Annotated in this window: 17 protein-coding genes and 1 pseudogene; 12 read left to right on the top strand and 6 right to left on the bottom strand. The window is 62.2% G+C overall.

Annotated elements, in window-relative coordinates:
• Positions 1-6: 6 nt before the first annotated feature.
• Positions 7-978 (bottom strand): GTP-binding protein, encoded by a 972-nt coding sequence (locus tag B2D37_RS18025; protein WP_079203990.1) that lies wholly within the window; start codon positions 976-978, stop codon positions 7-9.
• Positions 979-1,111: 133 nt separating this feature from the next.
• On the opposite strand from B2D37_RS18025, the gene B2D37_RS18020 reads away from it, so the two are divergent.
• Positions 1,112-1,465: an NADH:ubiquinone oxidoreductase gene (locus B2D37_RS18020; protein ID WP_177345246.1), complete on the top strand. Its 354-nt coding sequence runs from the start codon at positions 1,112-1,114 to the stop codon at positions 1,463-1,465.
• A 59-nt stretch (positions 1,466-1,524) separates the two neighbouring features.
• Here the strand turns inward: B2D37_RS18020 and B2D37_RS18015 are convergent, their stop codons facing one another.
• From B2D37_RS18015 to dksA, 3 genes are read right to left on the bottom strand one after another with little or no spacing between them, the layout of a single operon-like run.
• A complete protein-coding gene (locus B2D37_RS18015) occupies positions 1,525-2,169 on the bottom strand; it encodes a DUF1826 domain-containing protein (RefSeq protein WP_079203988.1) in 645 nt (214 codons plus the stop codon).
• On the bottom strand, positions 2,169-3,377 hold the full coding sequence (gene zigA, locus B2D37_RS18010; RefSeq protein ID WP_079203987.1) for a zinc metallochaperone GTPase ZigA: 1,209 nt from the start codon (positions 3,375-3,377) through the stop codon (positions 2,169-2,171). The genes B2D37_RS18015 and zigA overlap by 1 nt, the downstream gene beginning before the upstream one ends.
• Before the next feature lie 14 nt (positions 3,378-3,391).
• Complete coding sequence (gene dksA, locus B2D37_RS18005) at positions 3,392-3,817, bottom strand: RNA polymerase-binding protein DksA (RefSeq protein ID WP_079203986.1); 426 nt, start codon at positions 3,815-3,817, stop codon at positions 3,392-3,394.
• 76 nt (positions 3,818-3,893) lie between these two features.
• Here dksA and folE2 point away from each other — a divergent pair, with 76 nt between their 5' ends.
• Genes folE2 through B2D37_RS17985 form a run of 4 tightly spaced genes read left to right on the top strand, consistent with a single transcriptional unit; the run spans position 3,894 to position 7,209 of the window.
• Complete coding sequence (gene folE2, locus B2D37_RS18000) at positions 3,894-4,790, top strand: GTP cyclohydrolase FolE2 (RefSeq protein ID WP_079203985.1); 897 nt, start codon at positions 3,894-3,896, stop codon at positions 4,788-4,790.
• Positions 4,787-5,458: a metal ABC transporter ATP-binding protein gene (locus B2D37_RS17995; protein ID WP_079203984.1), complete on the top strand. Its 672-nt coding sequence runs from the start codon at positions 4,787-4,789 to the stop codon at positions 5,456-5,458. Before folE2 ends, B2D37_RS17995 begins: the two co-directional genes overlap by 4 nt.
• A 40-nt stretch (positions 5,459-5,498) precedes the next feature.
• Positions 5,499-6,317, top strand: a complete 819-nt coding sequence (locus tag B2D37_RS17990; protein WP_079205028.1) for a metal ABC transporter permease — start codon at positions 5,499-5,501, stop codon at positions 6,315-6,317.
• A gap of 10 nt (positions 6,318-6,327) precedes the next feature.
• Positions 6,328-7,209, top strand: coding sequence for a metal ABC transporter substrate-binding protein (locus tag B2D37_RS17985; protein ID WP_079203983.1), 882 nt, complete (start codon positions 6,328-6,330; stop codon positions 7,207-7,209).
• A 189-nt stretch (positions 7,210-7,398) separates the two neighbouring features.
• Here B2D37_RS17985 and B2D37_RS17980 read toward each other — a convergent pair whose 3' ends face one another.
• The gene (locus B2D37_RS17980; protein WP_079203982.1) at positions 7,399-7,692 is read right to left on the bottom strand and encodes a hypothetical protein; all 294 of its coding nucleotides are present in this window, start codon (positions 7,690-7,692) and stop codon (positions 7,399-7,401) included.
• Complete coding sequence (locus B2D37_RS17975; protein ID WP_079203981.1) at positions 7,689-8,759, bottom strand: DMT family transporter; 1,071 nt, start codon at positions 8,757-8,759, stop codon at positions 7,689-7,691. Before B2D37_RS17975 ends, B2D37_RS17980 begins: the two co-directional genes overlap by 4 nt.
• A gap of 792 nt (positions 8,760-9,551) precedes the next feature.
• Between B2D37_RS17975 and B2D37_RS17970 the strand changes: the two genes are divergently transcribed.
• The 7 genes and pseudogenes from B2D37_RS17970 (at position 9,552) to B2D37_RS17945 (ending at position 15,938) form a co-directional block, all read left to right on the top strand.
• Entirely contained in the window at positions 9,552-10,922 is a 1,371-nt protein-coding gene (locus B2D37_RS17970) for an NAD(P)-binding domain-containing protein (RefSeq protein WP_079205027.1), read from the top strand.
• Positions 10,923-11,220: 298 nt separating this feature from the next.
• Positions 11,221-11,706, top strand: coding sequence for a GNAT family N-acetyltransferase (locus B2D37_RS17965; RefSeq protein ID WP_079203980.1), 486 nt, complete (start codon positions 11,221-11,223; stop codon positions 11,704-11,706).
• A 35-nt stretch (positions 11,707-11,741) separates the two neighbouring features.
• Positions 11,742-11,978: a hypothetical protein gene (locus tag B2D37_RS17960; protein ID WP_079203979.1), complete on the top strand. Its 237-nt coding sequence runs from the start codon at positions 11,742-11,744 to the stop codon at positions 11,976-11,978.
• Between the two features lie 184 nt (positions 11,979-12,162).
• Positions 12,163-12,567 (top strand): ribonucleotide reductase subunit alpha, encoded by a 405-nt coding sequence (locus B2D37_RS17955; protein WP_079203978.1) that lies wholly within the window; start codon positions 12,163-12,165, stop codon positions 12,565-12,567.
• A gap of 148 nt (positions 12,568-12,715) precedes the next feature.
• Positions 12,716-13,114, top strand: a pseudogene (locus tag B2D37_RS24250) (hypothetical protein).
• Between the two features lie 206 nt (positions 13,115-13,320).
• Positions 13,321-15,204 carry a DUF294 nucleotidyltransferase-like domain-containing protein gene (locus B2D37_RS17950; protein WP_079203977.1) on the top strand — a complete coding sequence of 628 codons (1,884 nt, stop codon included), beginning with the start codon at positions 13,321-13,323 and terminating at the stop codon, positions 15,202-15,204.
• A 2-nt stretch (positions 15,205-15,206) separates the two neighbouring features.
• The gene (locus B2D37_RS17945; protein ID WP_371915456.1) at positions 15,207-15,938 is read left to right on the top strand and encodes a 3'-5' exonuclease; all 732 of its coding nucleotides are present in this window, start codon (positions 15,207-15,209) and stop codon (positions 15,936-15,938) included.
• Positions 15,939-16,122: the final 184 nt, after the last annotated feature.

The raw sequence follows: 16,122 nt of genomic DNA, 5'->3' as shown, positions 1-16,122 counted from the left end.
CCCGGCTCAAAGCCGGCAGGCCACCATGCCCTGACGCAGCGCCTCGATCTCCTGCGCCTCGCCAAAAATCAGTTCCAGGCGCGAGTCCTTGCGCCATTCGCTGGTTTGCCAGTGCAAGGACTGGCCCTCCAGAGCATTGGCCGAGAGCCAGCCGGCGTTGGTCTGCAGCACCAGTTTGGCGCGGCGCCAGGCCAAGCTGGAGAGCCAGTGCTGCACCTGCATCAGTTCGAAACGCTGGCTGGGATGCCAGCGCCAGCCGATGCTCCAGCCTTCAGGTTGCGCCTGAACCTGGCAGATCGGCTCGGCCGGCGTGCGCCAGATCTGCGGCAGGGCTGCGGCTGCGGCGGCGCTGCGGGGCAGGTCGTCCAGACCCGTACCTGCTTCGGCCTGGGCGGCGAAACCGGGTAGTTGCGCCAGGGGCAAGGCCGCCTGAGTCGTCCACAATAGTGGCCGCGCTGGCAGTTGCGCCTGAATCCGCCCCTTCGCCGCATCGTCCAGCTGCTCGGCCTTGTTCAGCAGTAGCAAGCCGGCACTGCTCAAGCTGGCCTGCTGGCTATCGGGCAAGCCTGCGCCGGCGGCCAGGGCGGCGGCGTCCAGCACCAGTACCGTCGGTTGCACGGCCAGCACGCCCTCCCAGGGCGGCTCGCGCAATTGGCGCAACAACTCTAGCGGATGGCCCAGGCCGGACGGCTCGATCAGCAGGCGATCCGGCCTGGCCTTGCGCAACAGTCGGCTCAGGCCGATCTGGAAGGGCACGCCGTTGACGCAGCACAGGCAGCCGCCCGCGACCTCGGCCATGACGATGCCGTCGGCGTCGCTGCTGAGCAGGGCCGCGTCCAGGCCGATCAAGCCGAACTCGTTGATCAGCACCGCCCAACGCTCAGCGGCCGGACGCTGTGCCAGTAGTTGGCGGATCAGGCTGGTCTTGCCAGCGCCCAGGGGGCCGGCGATCAGGTGGGTAGGAATATTTTTCAGCATGGGCCTATGGTGCGGTTGTGCAAGCGCTAGGGGAAGGGCCTGGAGGAGGCGCGACGGTCCGGCTCGGCGCCACGCAGACGTGAAAAAAGCGGCATGGTAGAGTCGCCAGCATATTCGCTTTGGGGGTAAATCGATGCGTGTTGTTCTGCTACTGGGCATGCTCGCCCTATCCGGTCTGGCCTGGGGCGAAGCCTGCGTGATTCACAGTCAGGCCGAGCGCCTGGACATTAAGGTCTGCCAGCAGAATCGCAGCATTCCACCGAACCTGTTTCGCAGCGGTTTCTGCCAACCGCAATTGAAAGGCCAGAAGGTCGAAGTCGCCTTCGTCGAGCAATGCCCGATCGGCGCCTACGGCGTCTGTCGCAATGCTCAGGTGGGCGGCATGCCCTACCAGCAGGACATTCACTATTACGGCGTGGCCAGCGACGCCGCCTACCTCAAGCCCTTCTGCGAACGGCAGAGCAAGGGCGTGTGGATGGCGCGGTAGGGCGAACTCAGGAGCGCAGCGAACAGTCCGCCACACACCGCCGTCGCCGCACTGACGCCTTACGCCAACCAATCTAGAGTCAGCAATAACCGTCGCTCGCCGGCTGGCGGCTGCGGCGAGCGGTGGATCAGCCCAGCACCTTCGTTGCCGATCCATTTCTCGCCCTTGGCCAGCAGCACATGGCCGGCCGCCGCGCGTTCGATCAGCGCTGCATCCTCGGGCTCTGCGGCCGGGTCGCCGAGGCGACGGCGGGCCATCACGCCCTCGCGCAACCACTGGCTGCCGACCCCGGCATAGCTGGTGATCAAGCGCAGCGGCACATGGTCGACATGAAAGCGCGGGCACATGGCCTTGTCCAACGCGCGCACGCGCAAGCCGATGCGCCTGCCATCGACCAGGCAAGCAAAGGCGCCGACCAGCCAGCCGACATCGGCGATAAAGGCCGCGTGGCCGGGCAGCTCCTGGTAACCGGCCAGCAGGCTACTCAGGTCCGGTTCGGTATCGGCGCCTGGCAGCTCCAGGGTCAGGGTTTGCGCCAGCGGCTCGTGCAGCGCCAGCAACTGGGTCGCAAAATCGGTGATCGCAGCCGGCAACCGGCGCTGCCAGACTGCCAGATTTACCTGGTCGTTGAGCACTTCACAGAACACTTCAACCTGTTCGCCGGCCATCTGCGCCAGCGGTTGTCTGAGGATGGGTGCGAGCATCAGGCCGCCGCCTCTTCGACCCAGGGGCCGAACGGGTCGGGCAGCGCCCGCCAGGCATCCATGCCCAGGGCCATTTCCGCGTCATCCAGCAGGCAGGTGTCCAGTTCGGCGGTCAGTTGCGCGAAGTCGATATTCTGGCCAATAAATACCAGTTCCTGCCGGCAGTCGCCGCTCTGCGCCTCCCAGTTCTGCATGATCGCCTGCAGACCTTCGGCGTCCTCAGGCCACTGGGCTTTCGGCACAAAGCGCCACCAGCGCCCGGCAAAGCCATGACGCATCAGGCCGCCAGCCTGGGACCAACTGCCGGCTTCCTGGTATTTGCTGGCCAGCCAGAAGAAACCCTTGGAGCGCAGCAAGCGGCCGTTAGTCCACTCGCGACTGATGAAGCTGAAGAAGCGCTCGGGATGAAAGGGCCGCCGCGCACGGTAGGCGCTGGAGGCGATACCGTACTCCTCGGTCTCCGCGATGTGCTCGCCGCGCAACTCCTTGAGCCAACCCGGCGCCTCGGCCGCGCGGGCGAAGTCGAAGCGACCGGTGTCGAGGATCTTGGCCAGCGGCACCACGCCCATGGCCATGGGCAGAATCTCGGCATGGGTGTTGAGGCCGCGCAGGATGGCAATCAACTCTTCGCGCTCATGGCTGCTGATCAGATCGATCTTGCTGACCAAGATCACATCGGCGAACTCCACCTGCTCGATGAGCAGGTCGGTAATGCTGCGCTCGTCGTCCTCACCGAGGGTTTCGCCACGGCTGGCCAGGCTCTCGGCCTCGTGAAAATCGCGGAGGAAGTTGACCCCATCGACCACCGTAACCATGGTGTCCAAGCGTGCCAGATCGGCCAGGCTCTGGCCGTCCTCGCCACGGAAGGTAAAGGTCTCGGCCACCGGCAGCGGCTCGGAAATGCCGGTGGACTCGATCAGCAGGTAATCGAAGCGACCTTCACGGGCCAGGCGGCCGACCTCTTCCAGCAAGTCTTCGCGCAGGGTGCAGCAGATGCAGCCGTTGCTCATCTCGATGAGTTTTTCTTCGGCGCGGTTGAGGCTGACATCGCGCTGGACTTCGCTGCCATCGATATTGATCTCGCTCATATCGTTGACGATCACCGCGACCTTGAGGCCCTCGCGGTTCTTCAGGATGTAGTTGAGCAGGGTGCTCTTGCCGGCACCGAGAAAGCCGGACAGTACGGTTACGGGAAGACGATTGGACATGGTTTTAGGCTCCATCAGGGTTCGGCATGACGCAGATGCTTTTCGCGTTGTTCTTGGCGTTCTTTGGCCTCAATGCACAGGCTGGCAGCGGGTCGCAGCAGCAGACGCTTGAGGCCGATCGGCTCGCCGGTTTCACGGCACCAGCCGTATTCGCCACGGGCCAGGTGATCGAGGGCTGCGTCGATCTTGTCGAGCCGTTGCTTTTCCCGCTCGAGCTGGCGCAGTTGCCACTGCCGCAGTTCTTCGGCGCTGCCGATATCGGCCGGGTCGCTGCTGGTTTCGTGCTCGCGCAGGGTTTCGAACTCCTCGGCGATGCGCGTCTGCAGATCGCCGCGCTGGCTCAGCAGCACGGCACGGAAAAACTGCTGTTGGGCGTCGTTCATATAATCATCGGCCGGCTGGGCAAGCAGCTCGGTTGCGGTGAGCAGGGTCAAGGTCATGGTACGAATTCACTGGCATGCAGTTTGGATTGATATAACATAACATTTATCGCCACTGCCTACTGCTGGATTTTTGATGCATGCCCTGACTCTGCCGGATATTGCCGCCCAAGCGACTCACTACCCACAAACCCTGGATTGGGTCGGCATGGGCGAAGTCGCCTTACCGCTGTTGTTTGCCAAGCAACGGATCAACGCCCGTGCCGATGCCGGGGTCAGCCTGGACGCTGGCAGCGTGCGCGGCATTCATATGTCGCGCCTGTACCTGGCGCTGCAGGCCTTGGAAGCCGAGGACCTCAGGCCACAGTTGTTAGAGCAGCTGCTGGGCGAGTTTCTCGACAGCCATCAAGGCCTGTCGCAGCAGGCCTATATCACCCTGCGCGGCGAGGCCTTGCTCAGCCGTCCGGCGTTGGTCAGTCCGCTATCGGGCTGGAAGGACTACCCCTTCGAAGTACGTGCACGTCAGGATTCATCGGGGTTCCACGTGGAACTGCAGGTGCAGATCGACTATTCCTCGACCTGCCCCTGTTCCGCTGCCCTGGCCCGGCAGCTGATCCAGCAGCGCTTTATCGAGGACTTCGCCGACCAGCCCCTCGACCATCAGCAACTGCTGAGCTGGCTCGGCTCGACCCAGGGCATTCTGGCCACACCGCACAGCCAGCGCAGCACCGCCACCCTGCAGGTACGCCTGAGCCCGCAAGCCGCTGAGCTGCCGCTGATCGAGCTGATCGACTGCGCCGAACAGGCCCTCGGCACCGCCGTGCAGACCGCAGTCAAGCGTGCCGACGAGCAGGCCTTCGCCCTAGCCAACGGGCAGAATCTGATGTTCTGCGAAGACGCTGCGCGCCGCCTGCACAGTGCCCTGTTGCTGCAACCAGAGCTGAGCGCCTTCAGCCTGCGCGTGGCGCATGCGGAAAGCCTGCACGCCCACGATGCGGTGGCCGCGAGCAGCTGGAACTGGAGCCCGGCATGATCCGTTGCCGGCACCTGCAGTGGGGCCCAGGTGGCCAGCCGCTGACCCCGCCATTGGATCTACAGCTGCCCAGCGGCAGCCTGACGGGGCTGATCGGCGGCAACGGTTGTGGCAAAAGCAGCCTGCTCAAGGTGATTGCCGGCCTGCAACAACCACTGCGTGGGCGCCTCGAACTGGGCGTGCCGCGCCTGGGCGGTGTGGCCTATCTGGTACAGCAGCAGGCCCTCGACCGGCAGTTTCCGATCAGCCTGCAAAGCCTGGTCAGTACGGGGTTCTGGCGCAGCCCGCTGAACCGTCGCGAACGCCAGGCTCGCCTGTGCCAAGTGTTGGACGACTGGGGCCTATATGGGTTGCCGCACCAGTCGCTACAGGCGCTCTCCGGCGGCGAGCTGCAGCGCGCGCTGCTGGCGCGCCTGAGCCTGACCGATGCCAGAGTGTTGCTGCTGGATGAGCCCGAAGCCGCCCTGGACGATCATGGCCAGACGCTGCTCTGGCACCATATCCAGCGCTGGCAGGCCGAGGGTCGCACCCAGTTGCTGGTCAGCCATGACCTCACCAGCCTTAACCAGCGCCTGGACAACGCCCTGCAGCTGTCGCGCAATGCGTGCCTATTCGCGCCGATCCGCCAGCTGATCGGCCAGCGCCAGGCATTGGAACAGGTGGCCTAGGGTGGAGCTGCTATGGGCGCCCTTCGTCGAATTCGCATTTATGCGCCGCGCCCTGCTCGGCGGCTTGGTGCTGGCGCTGAGCGCCGCGCCGCTGGGGGTGTTTCTGATCCTGCGCCGCCTGAGCCTGATCGGCGACGCCATCGCTCATGGCATCCTGCCCGGTGCGGCCGTCGGCTTCTGGCTATTTGGCCTGAGCCTGCCGGCCCTGACCCTCGGCGGATTGGTCGCCGGACTCGGCATGGCCGGCCTTGCCGCCTGGATCACTCGCCGCACCGGCCTGCGCGAAGATGCCAGCCTGGCAGCGATCTACCCGATTTCCCTGGCCAGCGGCGTACTGTTGCTGGGCCTGGCCGGGCGCAAGCTGGATCTGCTGCACCTGCTGTTCGGCTCGGTATTAGCCGTCGATCAGAGCACGCTCAACGGCATGCTGCTGGTGTCGCTCGGCAGCCTGCTGGTCCTGGCGCTGATCTACCGCTGGCTGCTGCTGGATAGCCTCGATCCGCTGTTTCTTGCCAGCGTCAGCCGCTTCGGCCCGCTGGCCTATGGCCTGTTTCTGACCCTGGTGGTGCTCAATCTGGTGATCGGCTTCCAGGCCATCGGCGCGCTGATGGTGGTCGGCCTGATGATGCTGCCGGCCGCCGCCGCACGTTTCTGGAGCCGCCATCTACCCAGCCTGCTACTGCTCGCCGCACTGACCGGTGCGACCTGCGTCTGGCTCGGCCTGCTGCTGTCCTACTACGCCAACCTGCCCAGCGGCCCCTGCATCGTGTTGCTGGCTGGCCTGGCCTATGCCCTTTCCGTGCTGTTCGGGCCGCTCAATGGTCTGCTGCGCACTACTTGCCCCTTACCTTCACCCTGAGGAACGCGCCATGCGTGTGTTGATCGCCCTATTCGCCCTATTCGCCCTGCTCGCGGCGCTGCCCCTGAACGCAGCAGAGAAACTCAAAGTCGTCACCAGTTTCAGTATTTTGGCCGACATTACCCAACAAATAGCCGGAGATAAGCTCGAGTTGTACAATCTGGTCGGTGCTGATGCCGACGCTCATGTCTACCAGCCGAGCGCCGACGATGCCAAGGCGGTGCTCAACGCCGACCTGATCATCGCCAACGGTCTGGGTTTCGAGCCCTGGCTGCGGCGTCTGATCGCCAGCAGCGCAGCCCCCGGCAGACGGCTCGACGCCAGCGCCGGGGTGCTGCCGCTGATGCTTGATGAAGACGGCGAAAAGGTGCCCGACCCACATGCCTGGCAGAACCTGGCCAATGCCGAGATCTATGTACAGAACATCGCCAAGACACTGAGCCAGGCCGACCCGGTCAACGCCGCCTACTACGGCAGCCGCCGCGATGCCTACCTGGCCGAAATCCGCGCCCTGCTCGTTGAGGCGCATCAGGGGCTCGGTCAGCTGCCACCGGCCCAGCGCACCATCATCACCAGCCACGATGCCTTCGCTTACCTGGGCCAGGCTTATGGCCTGAGCTTTATCGCGCCCCAGGGGCTAAGCACCGAGGACGAGCCTTCGGCCGCCGAAGTGGCGGCGCTGATCCGGCAGATCCGCGCCGACGGCGTGCGCGCGGTGTTCGTCGAAAACATCCGCGACCCACGGCTGATCCAACAGATCGCCAACGAGGCCGGGGCCAAGGTCGGCGGCACCCTGTATTCCGACGCCCTGGCCAGGACCGGCCCGGCGAGCAGTTACCTGGGCATGTTCAAGCACAACTGCGACACCTTGCTGGCGGCGTTGCGGCCATGAAGCCGTGGAGCCCATTGCTAATGGCGCGTCAGATCTTGCTGACGAACGTACGGGCTTGGTAGAGCGCGAAACCACTCAAGGCGATGATCACCACCACCGCCAGGATATCGGCCCCTGGATAACCCCAAAAATCAGACATGTTATTTCCCCTTCAGGCAGTTGCCTGGGTAGTGAGCGTATGGGTTTTGCTCAGATCAGCGCGGTATCGCGCATACGCTGCCGACCGAAATCGCTCAGACGAAATTTGAACAGCACCTTGCCGAGGCCGAAGTAGTCCTGCTCATCCAGCTGCTCCTCGACACTTTCGATAATGCCGCTGGAATAGAGGTCGGTCAGGGTCACCCGCGTGGTGCCTCGCCAGTACGGGCCGGAAATGGCGTATTCGCGCTCAAGAATGTCCGATACCTGCCAATCCCATAATCCGTGCTCCAGCTGATCGTTGATCAGCTGCAGGATACGGCCCTTCATATGCAGCTTTTTCATGGGCGGACCTCCTCTGCTTTGGTCTTGGACACGGCACGCACCACTTCCAGTACCTCGTCGCTCTCGGTGTACATCACGAAACCACCGATGACGAACAAGGCAAGCCCGGCGAGGAAGTTCCACTCAGGAAACTCGAGGGTGAAGGCGGCCAGAAAGATCACCGCAAAAAGGCCGTACAAGGCAGCAATAGCCTGCCCGCGGCCCACGCCGATGAGAGGAAAGGACTTGTACCAGGACACATAACAGAAGGCGAAGGTGACCCCGGCCAACATCAACCAGCCGATTGCCGCCCAGTTGAACGTCGCCACTACCAGCTCCACCACCGGTTGATCGGTAAACAGGTAAATGGCGGGCAGAATCAGCGCGACCCAGTAGAGCACCTCGGCGGAGAAGCGCACGGTGATGCCCACGTCGGGGTCGGCAACATCCAGGCCTCGCCCGGCGATCGCGCCCTCAATGCCCCAGCCCAGTGCGGCCATGGCGCCGCCCAGGTAGCCCAGCCAGCCACTGTCCCCGGTCCCCGTCAATTCACCGATAATCCCGGGCGCATAAACCGTCACACCGCCGGCCATGATGATGAAAATGCCAATTGCCGCCCGTTTGGTGATTTTCTCCTGATACCAGAGGCGAGCCAGGGTCGCGCCGATTATCGGGTACATCAGCGCGGCGATGGCAGCGAACGCACCACCGATATACCCCATGGCCAGATAGGAGCCGAAGATCGCCATGGGGCCACCAAAGATGGCGCCGATGAAGAACCACTTGGAAATATTGCGCATCTGGCGAATGGTGCGGCCGTATTCCCCCCATTTGCCGAGTACGCCGTTCCAGAGAAACAGGAACAACAACACGGCGATGGCATTGAAGGTCGTCAGCACTGCCGCCGCCAACAGAAATTCGGAATTAGTCTCATAGGACAGGTTGACATAGGGTGCTTCAAACCAGACGGCGGACCCAGGTACATACCACGCCCCCCACAAAACAGCGCACCACAATGCCCAGATAAATCCCCAGCGAATACTACTGGCAGTAAAGCGCGTGCGCGCCTGCTCCAGACTTTTATGCATTATTATTTCCCCGTTATAAAGTTGAATGAGACGCAGCGGCCGCCGGATACTGCTGTTCTTTTGGCTGGCCGATGTAATTCATTCGACACTTCGTTACCCATGGAAATACGGGGTAACGCCAGTGCAAAAAAAAACTGTGCCCAACTATTAATAGTGTCAGGCGATATAGCGCCTCACGCTGCAACGCTAACATGCAGTCCGCGAAATCGGCTAACCCTTTACCTATAAATATTAAAACCAACAGCCCGTTTATCCACGCAGCGAGCCGTCAAGAAGCGCTTATTCCGAGGCTGTTCGCACGCTTGAATAAATGCTTGGGTGCATGCCGCATCAAGCGAATACTGACCCGGTCAGTTATGTGTATGAGGCGGCGCGCTCGGGAGCTTATTGCCCCGATTGCGAGACGCAATAAACCAACATATTAATTCCTATGGCTATGTTTATGGAGCAACCTCCAGGATTAATCACGCGCTCTTGCGCAACTATTCTACGCAGGCTAGCCACCACCATTAATATTGGCGCAGGCCTTGCTGAGCGGCCGTTTCAGAGAGCTTCAGGTGGAATAAAAACACCGCCGCCGCCGGCCTTTTGCGCCGCGCCTTAGGCCATCCTGGACACCAGCAAACAGACAAGGCTGCACGCTTACTGTATGGTCATCCCTCATTTTCATGCACATCGAACCCGTGAAGTTAGCGATTCATGGTTCTTGATCTATTAACTCGCCTAGTTGATAGAGCGGTATCTTGTTGTTTATTAAAGCGGCAACAAGGCACCTTATCCAGGGAGAAATTTATCACGACTCGAGTAGCTATTATTGGTGCCGGCCCCAGCGGTCTGGCACAACTTCGCGCCTTTCAGGCAGCCCAAGAAAAAGGCGCCGAAATTCCTGAGCTTGTATGTTATGAAAAGCAGGCGGACTGGGGCGGATTGTGGAATTACACATGGCGCACGGGTCTGGACAAGCATGGCGAACCCGTACACGGCAGTATGTACCGCTATCTCTGGTCCAATGGCCCAAAAGAGTGCCTCGAGTTTGCCGATTACACCTTTGACGAACACTTTGATCAGCCCATCGCCTCCTATCCGCCGCGCGCAGTACTCTGGGATTACATCAAGGGCAGGGTCGAGAAAGCCGACGTCCGTCAATATATCCGTTTCAATACGCCGGTTCGCCACGTTAGTTATTGCCCGCAAAGTCGACAATTTACGGTAATTGCCCATGACCATGGCAGCGACAGTACTAGCAGTGAGCTATATGACCATGTGATCGTTGCGTCCGGTCATTTCTCGACACCCAGCGTGCCCTTTTTCGAGGGTTTTGAGGGCTTCAATGGCCGTATTCTGCATGCCCATGACTTTCGCGATGCAGTGGAATTCAAGGACAAGGATATTCTTCTGATCGGCAGCAGTTATTCCGCCGAAGATATCGGTTCGCAATGCTACAAGTACGGCGCCCGGAGCATTACCAGCAGTTATCGCACCCGGCCCATGGGCTTCGATTGGCCGAAAAATTGGCAGGAAAAGCCCCTGCTGACCAAGGTCGATGGCGATACCGCCTATTTTGTCGACGGCAGCTCAAAGAGAGTCGATGCCATTATTCTCTGCACCGGCTATCTGCATCACTTTCCGTTCCTTGATGAAGAGCTGCGCCTGAAAACCAGCAACCGTCTCTGGCCGCTGGGCCTGTATGAGGGCGTGGCCTTCGTCGAGCAGCCAGGCCTGTTCTACCTTGGCATGCAAGACCAGTGGTACACCTTCAACATGTTTGATGCCCAGGCCTGGTTTGTGCGGGATGTGATTCTGGGTCGTATCGTCACGCCCGCCAAGCCGGCAATGGAGGCTGACATCCAGACCTGGAGTCGGCGCGAAGCCCTGCTGAAAAGCGATGAGCAGATGATCCGTTATCAGGGCGACTACATAAAATCCCTGATCGAACAGACGGACTATCCGAGCTTCGACATCGAAGGTGTGAACCAGACTTTTCTGCAGTGGGAACAGCATAAGCACAACGATATTCTGACCTTCAGGGATCACTCCTATCGCTCTCTGATGACGGGTACTCAGGCACCGGCGCACCATACGCCGTGGCTCGAGGCGATGGATGACTCGCTAGACGCTTATCTGAACCCACCGAGCAAAGCGGAAGCTGAACAGGCCATCTGAACCGGGGTCAATCAGGCCCTTCTCGACGGCTGATTAACGCTCTGCAAGGTTCCGCCCGATCGGTGCAGAGCCTCATGGCATGCGCTCCTTGCTGCGGGCTCGCAGCTGTTCTTCCGGTCTGAGTTTCTCTGAGTACAGATCTAGCGGTTTACCACGCCTGCCGGGATCGGCTAGCGTTCAGGGGCACGGGCCGCGTCGCGGCGTTTATTGGCAGACCCCATACGCCGGTAAACCCACAGGCTGCGCGAGGTGGCCACGGCAGGTTATCAACCTCCCCCCGCAACATCGGTCATGACCTATGTCCAGCAAACCCAACATTTCCATCCGCGATTACCGCCCCAGCGATCTCCAGGCTGTAGTCACGCTGTTCAGCACCTCCGTGCATGCTTTGGCGAGTGCTCAGTATGACGCCGCGCAGCGGCTGGCCTGGGCGCCGGAGGAGGCCGATCTGCAGGCCTGGCAAGGGCGCCTGGCGACGTTGCAGGTCAGGCTGGCGCAACACCGGGGACAACTCGCCGGGTTTATCGGCTTCACTGCGAACGGTCATATCGAGCTGCTGTTCAGTGCGCCGTCGTACGCCCGCCAAGGGGTAGCGACAGCGCTGTATCGGGATGCCGAGGTCTGCTTGCGCAGTCTGGGCGTGGCGGCGCTGTCTACTGAGGCCAGCCTGACGGCGCGGCCATTCTTTGCGCGGCAGGGCTTTTCTGTGGAACAGGCACAGACGCTGGTACGCGGCGCTGTTACCTTGCAGCGCTTTGCCATGCGCAAGTCGCTGCGTCCCTGAATTGCTGCGCGACAGCCCGCCACCCCGGAGTAACCATGACTCATCTGACCTGGACAGGACTTGCGCTGGTACTGCTGGCGGTCGCGGGGTTGGCCTACTGGAACTGGCGCAGTAACCGTCAACTCAGGCAGTTGGATCAGCGTGTCCGCCGACAGGGCGAATTGCTCGAGCAAATCGACAGCGTGCTGGATAACCCGCAACTCAGCGAAGACGAGCAACTCGCTAAAAGCGAAGCCCTACTGGCCAAGCTGCGGGAAAGCAGCAAGCCCTGAGTGGCGATCGCACAGCCTGCGACCGCAAGCCTGCAGGCGCCGCGCTGGTTGGCCCGCCCCTCGGCAGTGCATGGGCGCAGCGCCGTGCGCCGGCCATCTATACCTTAAGAGATATGGTCAAAGGCCGGCGGCGCGTGGCAGTGTGGCTATTGCACTGCTCATTTTTCCGTACGGATGGACTGTCATGGATATTGCCGAATTCGCCGACCTGCTGGCCGCCGCCAAGGCCCAGCCGGAACCACAACGCTTGCTGCTGGTGTTCGTTAGCGCCGAGTTACCCGAAGACGCCAGCGCAGAAGAACGCCAGCGCCACGCCGAGAACCAGGGCGGCTCGCTCAAGCCGGTGCTGTGCGTCGACAAGCTGCCGGACGAACTGGTGGACTTTGCCGGGCTGCTGGCCGAGTCCAGCCGCACCGGTGTGGCCTGGGATCTGGTGTTCGCCGCCGGCCTGGCTGGGCGCGCAGGCATGGCGCCGAACAGCGACGAGGCCGAACAACCGCTGAAGATGATGGTCGGGGCCATCGAAGCCGGCAGTATCGGCAACTTCGCCGCCTTCGACCGTGAGGGCCATGCGGTCAACTTCTACTAGGCGCCGGTCACCGTACTACTGCGCAAGTCGCAACAATCAAGGAGCAGCGACCTAGGGCCAAGGTTCCCTGGCTCGCTGCGCGCCCGCGTGTGAACGCCCCTGGACGGGTAAAGCACAACCGGGAGTTCCGGGTGCAAGACGCAGAGTTGTGTCGCTGGCTGCTGGAAGTGAACGAGTCCTGGGAGGTCAGCCGAGTCCGTGTCGACACCCGCAGCCGCGGCTGGCCGACTACTGCGCAGCCATGGTCAATGTCGGCATCCAGTCGCTGGATCGCGAGCCGGGCCTGGTGTCCTTCTACGTGCCGGTGTTCGCCGGGGTGCACTACCGTTTCGCCGACGCGGTCGAGGACTATAGCGAGCGCTTCATATAGGCCATGCCCAGCGACGGCGGCCCCATCCTGTTCGGCTGCAACTGCATCCTCAATTACCTCTATTTGCAGTTGCAGGGGCACCAGACCGCGCGCCTCATCGGCTCCATCATCTTCGGCGAAGTCGCGTACCAGCTGCTTAACCAGGCGGCGGTCTACCTGACGCTTGAGCAACGCTGAACCAGCGGCCTCGCACCGCCAGGATCGCGACCCGGCAGTGAAACAGTCGCGTGTTCGTCGCAGGACACGTTATGGTTAGGGCATGTCGCCCAGTCGGCACAGTGCTGCCGGCGCTCGACCAGTTGGCAGTCATTTTCCCGGGCGAGGTCGACCCCGCGAGACCATAGGTTTGGACTCGTCCGTCCGCCCACTCTCAAGAGACCCGTATGCAGATCGAGTTGATCGAAATCCGCGACCACCTGCAGCGCTTCCCGCCCTTCGATGGGCTGCCCGAAGACACACTCGACGAGATCGCCCGCCAGGTCGAAGTCGGCTACTTCAAGGCCGGAAGCGAGATTCTCAGCTTCGGTGCGGAGATCCACGACCTGCACTATGTGCGCAGCGGCGCGGTGGAAATCTACCGGCGCACCGGGGCGCTCTACAATCGCCTGACCGAGGGCGATGTCTTCGGCCAGTTTGGCCTGCTGCGCGGGCATAAAGTACGTCTGCCGGCCCGGGCCATTGAAGACAGCCTGATCTATTTCATTCCCGGCCGCCTGTTCGAGCAACTCTGCGAGGCCCATGACTTCTTCGCCGACTTCGTCGAGGCCGAGGGCCAGTCGCGGCTGAAGTCGGCGGTGGAAAGCCAGGGCAACGCCAGCGAACTGATGAAGATCAAGGTGCGCAAGCTGGTCTCGCGGCGCACGGTCAGCGTGCCCCTGGGCACCTCGGTGCAGGAGGCAGCGCGGGTGATGACCGAGCACAGCGTGTCTTCCCTGGTGATCCTCGGACCGCCATCCGCCGCCGGGGCGCCCCTGAGTCAGGTGATGGTCGGCATTACCACCGATCGCGACCTGCGCACCCGGGTGCTGGCCGAAGGCCTTGCCCTGGACACCCCGGTCGATCGGGTGATGTCACCCAACCCGATCACCATCAATGCCGACGACTCGGTGTTCGAGGCGATGCTGTGCATGCTCCGCCACAATATCCATCACCTGCCGGTGGTGTACCGTCAGCGCACGGTCGGAGTGATCAACCTGTCGGACATCATCAAATACGAGTCGCAGAGCAGCCTGTACCTGGTCAACAGTATCTTCAACAAGCAGTCGGTGGCCGAGTTGCAGGCCCTGTTGCCGGACCTGCGCATCACCTTCCTGCGCATGGTCAATGAACAGGCCACCGCCCACATGATCGGCAGCGCCATCTCGGGCATCGGCCGCAGCCTGACCCAGCGCCTGCTGGAGCTGGCCGAGCAAGAGCTCGGCCCGCCGCCGGTACCCTACTGCTTCATGGCGCTGGGCTCGATGGCCCGCGACGAGCAGCTGATCGTCACCGACCAGGACAACGCCCTGGTCCTCGACAACCGCTTCGATCCGCGAGTCCACGACGACTACTTCCTCAAACTGGCGACCTTCGTCAGCGACGGCCTGGCGGCCTGCGGATACAGCTACTGCAAGGGCGGGATCATGGCCACCAATCCCCAGTGGCGCCAGCCGTTGCGGGTGTGGAAGGGCTACTTCAACCAGTGGATCGACCGGCCCAACCCGGAAACCCTGCTCAACAGCTGCATCTTCTTCGACCTCGACAGCGTCTACGGCGAGGCCGAGCTGGTCGAAAGCCTCAAGGACCTGCTGGCGCAGAAAGCCAGCAGCAACCCGCTATTTCTCGCCAGCCTGGCGCGCAACGCACTCAACCGCACCCCGCCGCTGGGCTTCTTCCGCACCTTCGTGATGGAGAAGGACGGCCAACAGAACAACATCATCAACCTCAAGGGCCGCGGCACCGCCCCGCTGACCGACCTGATCCGCGTGCATGCGCTGGCCGCCGGCTCCAAGGCGCAGAATTCCCTGGATCGCCTGGACGCCATCGCCAGCACCAAGCTGCTGACCGAGGAAGCCATCACCAAGCTGCGCTACGCCCTGGAATTCCTCTCCATCGTGCGCATCCGCCATCAGGCCATGGACCTCGAGGCCAGCCGCGAGCCGGACAATTACATCGAGCCGGAAAAGGTCTCTGCCAGCGAGCGCTACAACCTCAAGGAAGCCTTCCAGGTACTCAGCAACGCGCAGAAATTTCTGCGCTTCCGCTACCCGGCGGGCGGGTCCCAGTGAAGCTGCCCACGGTCTCGCGTAATACCGCCCGCGTAGTGCCGACAGATTGGCCGAGTATCTTCATCCAGCTCGCGCAAACGGCCAAGGATCCGCGCCTGGCCGCCTTCTATCAGGCCGGCGTGGTAGCCGCCGACACCCCGCTGGAACAGGTACCGCTGGTGGCGCTGGACGTGGAAACCACCGGTCTGGATTGCAATCGCCACTCGATCGTCAGCCTCGGTCTGGTGCCCTTCAACCTGGTGCGCATCCGCTGCGGCCAGGCGTTGTACTGGGTGGTCAAGCCGGTTTCCGAGCTGAGCAGCGAGTCAGTCACCTTCCATCACATCACCCACAGCGACATCCGCGACGCCCCCAGGCTGACGACTATTCTCGGTGAATTGCTGACGGCCATGGCCGGCAAGGTGATGGTGGTGCATTACCGCACGATAGAACGCGGTTTTCTCGACCAGGCGGTACGCCAGCATCTGGGCGAGGCGCTGCACTTCCCGGTGATCGACACCATGGAACTGGAGGCTCGGTTACACCGCAGTCAGCGTCAGCCGGGCTGGTTCGACCGGCTGTTCGGCCGTCAGCCGACTTCCATCCGCCTGGCCGACAGTCGCCTGCGCTATGGCCTGCCGCTGTACCAGGCGCACCACGCCCTGACCGATGCCCTGGCTACGGCGGAGCTGCTGCAGGCGCAGGTAGCCACCCACTATTCACCGACCACCCAGGTCGGCGAGTTGTGGAGCTGATGGATTGCGGCGAAGGACATTTTTGCGAGGGGCCACTGGATCACGCAGAGCTCTTGTAGGAGGGGCTTTAGCCGCGATGCTTTTACCCACTCCCGTTGGCCAACGTAGGATCGGTTGAGCGCAGCGATACCCATAATCCTCAGCGGGTGCCAGTCATTGCGCCGCGTTGACTGACCCTTCAGGT

Origin of the sequence: Pseudomonas sp. CC6-YY-74, assembly GCF_002025205.1 — a bacterium.
GTDB classification, from domain to species: Bacteria; Pseudomonadota; Gammaproteobacteria; order Pseudomonadales; family Pseudomonadaceae; genus Aquipseudomonas; species Aquipseudomonas paeninsulae.
The sequence above is the reverse complement of the archived record's forward strand: the minus strand, read 5'-3'. Positions and strand labels throughout refer to the sequence as shown.